This is a genomic window from Bacillus sanguinis, assembly GCF_018332475.1.
In the GTDB taxonomy this organism is placed as follows: Bacteria; Bacillota; Bacilli; order Bacillales; family Bacillaceae_G; genus Bacillus_A; species Bacillus_A sanguinis.
In genome coordinates this window covers 1-4,413 of record NZ_BOQB01000216.1, presented here as the reverse complement: position 1 = coordinate 4,413, position 4,413 = coordinate 1, and the positions used below count along the sequence as shown (strand labels likewise).

Annotated in this window: 3 protein-coding genes; all 3 read right to left on the bottom strand. The window is 32.0% G+C overall.

The annotated features are described in order from the left end of the window. Window positions 1–201: 201 nt before the first annotated feature. Window positions 202–768, bottom strand: coding sequence for an acyltransferase (locus tag KI369_RS21175; protein ID WP_212957278.1), 567 nt, complete (start codon window positions 766–768; stop codon window positions 202–204). Next, entirely contained in the window at window positions 761–1,891 is a 1,131-nt protein-coding gene (locus KI369_RS21170; RefSeq protein ID WP_212957277.1) for a DegT/DnrJ/EryC1/StrS aminotransferase family protein, read from the bottom strand. The genes KI369_RS21175 and KI369_RS21170 overlap by 8 nt, the downstream gene beginning before the upstream one ends. A gap of 19 nt (window positions 1,892–1,910) precedes the next feature. Continuing rightward, on the bottom strand, window positions 1,911–4,413 hold a 2,503-nt coding region (locus tag KI369_RS21165), incomplete at its 5' end, for a glycosyltransferase (RefSeq protein WP_212957276.1).

Genomic DNA, 4,413 nt, shown 5'->3' with positions numbered 1-4,413 from the left:
ATTTAGAATTTTAGTCAAATAAAGTGAAACTTTAATCAGTGGGGGTTGTCTTCATCCCCCACTGATTATTAGTTGAACCAATCGGTTTTTTACTGACAGCGAGTCCCCAACCTAACTTCTTTGCTTTCGCTGAATTTTGAGGCGAGGTTTTACTGCCCGGCAAATAGCGGGATAAAAATAAAAAGCATTCATTCTTTTTTATTAAGAATGAATGCTTTTTAAAAAATCAATTTCTAACTCTAGCATCTTTTTTTGACGAGGTTTTACTTTTCTTACGGGAACTCCCGCATAAATATACCAATCATCTAAACTCTCTTTTACCATACTCATCGCACCGACTGCCGTGCCTTCTCCTATAGTTACATTTGGAAAAATAATAGAATTAGCACCAATAATCGCATGTTTTTTTAAAATAACTTTTTCTCTTTTCACATTCCTATATTGACTCGGAATAGTTGGCCCCATTAAAGTATTTCCACTAAAATCATCAAGTACTGCATATACGATTGTTTTAGCTGAGATATTTGCAAAATCATGCATTTCAATCCCAACTTCCCCTCCATATAACGCTGTATACGCTGATATATGCGAATAACTTCCAATTTTGATTTTGCCACTTAAAATGCAAAAATCATCAATTCTTACATTATTACCAACTGATATAGCACCTGGATTATATATACTCGCTTTTTTACTGATCAATACATTTTTCCCAACAGATAAAAATCCAATTTTCTTTAGTTCTTCTTGACTATAAAAACTATTCATCTATCGATACCACCTTCTGCCCTAAACAGATTACAATTTGTTCTACTATTTCTTTTGTCATTCCTTCCCATAAAGGTAAACTTACTATTCTTTTGGCTATTTTATTCGTTTTTATTAAACCTGTAGACTTATAGTCTCTAAAAAAAACTTGTTGGTGGCAAGATGGTGAAAAGTATAATCTAGCTTCTATTTTCTGTTTTTTCAGTTCTTCTATTACTTGTATGTTGCAAACTTCTTCTGGACAAAGAATAGGCATAAATTGTTGAATAACTGCTTCTGTCTTTTGGACTTGCCATCCTTTTTTCATTAACCCATTACTTTGTAACAATTGTTTATACCATTCAGAAATACGGGTGCGTTCTTGTAATTTTTGATCCCATTTTTTCATAGTCGCAATCCCAATAGCTGCTGCATATTCAGACATTTTACAATTAAACCCCATCATCGTACATTCACGATTTTTATCAAATCCGAAATTCCCCATTCTTTTAATACGTTGTATATCTTCTTCCTTTTTACTATATATGAGTCCACCCTCACCGATTCCGAAGGGCTTTGTTGCATGAAAGCTATATACGATCATCCCACTAAAATCCTGACCATAATGCAAACCTCTATTCATTAATCCAAAACCTGGTGCCGCATCTACAACAACCGGAATTCCCTTCTTCTCTAATTCTTCATACCCTTCTAAGTTCATCCATGATCCAAAAGTTGCGTACGGGACAACAATTGCAACCTCTTCTTTTAATTCTTCAATTTTATCCAAAAGTAGTGTTTTATCCATATACCAATCATCTATTGAAATATCAATAAAATAAGGTTCCAATCCACACCAAATAGCTGCTAATGGAGTCGCAGGGAATGTAAAACTAGGCATAAGGGCATACTTCCCTTTTCTTCTTTTCTTAAGTTGAATAGCTGCCATTAACCCTGACGTTGCGTTTGCTACTGTTGTAACAGCTCCTCTGTTCTGAAAAAATTCCGACATAATTGTTTCTTCAAAACGTTGATTTATAGGTCCATAATTCGTATATATGTGAGATGTATCAATTTCCTTTAATTCGTCCAAATACTCAATTACAGGTACAGTTGAAGCACGCAAAAAAGGAATATTCTCCATATCTATCTATTCCTTCCTATCATTTTCGGACAATATAGAGCATATCTGTTTCAGATAACCCAAACTTCCTAGCACTTTTCATTCCTTGTCTTTCAGCTATGTTATATAATTCCACCTTAAATCCTGCATTCATTAATCGTTGAATGAATCCCGATTGATTATAAATTCTCACATGATCTTCTTGACCAAAAGCTAATTTCCTCAATTGTGGTGTTACAATTAAATTATTCTCTATAATAGAATCTACATTCATTACGATGGGTACTTGAATAATTCCCCATCCATTTGGCTTTAAAACTCTATATAACTCTCGCATTGCTTTGTCATCATCAAGAACGTGTTCTAATACATGGCTACATAAAATCACATCAAAAGTATTACTATCGTATGTAACGCTTGTAACATCAATTTCCTTCATTAATGGATCCTTTGGTTCTAAATCCCCACATACATAAGTAATATTTTTATACTCGTTAAACCAATCTCTTACCTTTGCTTCAGGTGCAATATGAAGCATTGTATAATTTTTACTTAACAAGTCCGTTTCCGTTTCAATGTACGCACGATACAATCTTTCACGATCCATTGAACTACAAACTGGACATATCCCTGTATCTTTATTCCACATTTCAAATTTATATTTCGGAAAATCGTAATGTGCTGGCCAAGGTGAAAATTTTTCAAATTGTTGATTGCAATATTGACAATAACAAGATTCTTTTTCAAACATATGAGCAATTAGCTTGTTTAACCCTTTTTTTATTTTTTCATTATAAATTTGATCTATTTCGCCATCTCTTACTGCATCCTTAACTATAAATCCCGCATTTTCTAAGCAATAAGATAAGCTCTCTTTATACTCACTTTCGGAGCTTAAAAATCCACTATTATATGCATCTATAATTAATTCAACCCACTCTTCAATTGTCATTAAAATAAAATGCATTTGTTTTTGATTTTGTCCACTATGTTGTCTAAAATAACTAAGAGGTTCTTGTATATAAACTACTTTTCCTTTCCTCATCATATCTAGCCAAGTTGCAATGTCATTAATAGCAGAATAAGCCTTTCCTTTAAAATACCCAAACTTCCCGTCAAACAATTCCCGATTAAACAAAACAGTTGTCGGCTCACCAACTACATTTTTCAAATTTTTCAACATATAATTTCCTAATTCTTTTCCTTCAAAAAGTGTAGTTTCATTCGCGATTTTCATATTCAATGTTGAAGGTGGTAATATCTCTCCATTCTCATCAATCAATTCACGATATGACGTCACAAATGAAATATTTTCTAACGTCAAAAAGTATTCCATCATTCTCTCGATCTTTTCATGATGAAATAAGTCATCATCTAATAAAAAGTTTATATACTCACCGTTCGCAAGTTCTACACACTTATTAAAGTTTTCAGCAACTAACGGCGTTTCATTTTTAACATATGTAATACAATCATATTCACGTAAATACGGTTGAATCATAGCATTGACTTCATTATTTGTACTGTCGTCAGAAATAATAATTTCAATATTTTCATATGTTTGATTCAAAGCGCTGTTCAGTGCCAATTCCAAGTAATAAGGTCTATTGTACGCAGGAATAAGTATACTTACTTTCGGTAAAGAAGAATTATTATTTATATGTTGTTTTTTCTTTTCTACGTTTATTTTCTTCGCTCTAATTTTTTGGTAATAGTCTAATGTATATAATATTGATGATGGAACTATCCTTCTTGCATAATCTAGAAAATTAGTTATCGCTTTGTCTAACTCTTTTTCGTTGGATAAGAAACCATATTGTTCTCCTGCTATAATACTGTGTGAAAAATCTTCTAACCCATCCATCATTTTATTAGATTCATTTAACTGTTGATCTGGATGTAATCGAAAGTAACTAAGTGTCTCTGCTATATATACTGCTTTTCCTTTACTTAATAAAGATAACCATGAAGCTATATCTACGTTACATAGATACCGCCTCTTATCAAAAATCCCATATGGTTCTTGTAAATCATTTTTACGAAATAAAACTGTTGTCGGTTCTCCGATATAATTTTTTTGATCCACAATTACCTTATTTCCTAATTCTGTTCCCTCTATAATCGTATCCTCTTCAAATAAACGAACAGTTGAATAAATATGACGTAGTTCTTCTCCTTTATCATCAATTACTTGACGATGAGATGTTACAAGCTTAATTTCATTATCTAGATCATTGAAAAAATACTTCATCATTCTTTCAATTTTATTCACATGAAATAAATCATCATCCATTAAAAAGTTTATATACTCACCGTTCGCTTCATGAAATAACATTAGAGCATTTTCAAACTGTCCAAGAGTTGATCTATTTTTTATATAAATAATATTTGAATGATTACATAAGTATTTTTGTAACACTTTTTCTGTTTCATCATTCGTGCTGTCATCTCCAACTATAATTTCTATATTAGGGTATGTTTGTTCTAATACACTACATAACGCCTTTTCAAAGTAACGAGGACGATTATACGTAGGAATTAAT

Excerpts from the sequence above, each read along its gene's own strand:
- KI369_RS21175 (WP_212957278.1), bottom strand. The coding sequence starts at position 768 with ATGAATAGTTTTTATAGTCAAGAAGAACTAAAGAAAATTGGATTTTTA.
- KI369_RS21170 (WP_212957277.1), bottom strand. The coding sequence starts at position 1,891 with ATGGAGAATATTCCTTTTTTGCGTGCTTCAACTGTACCTGTAATTGAG.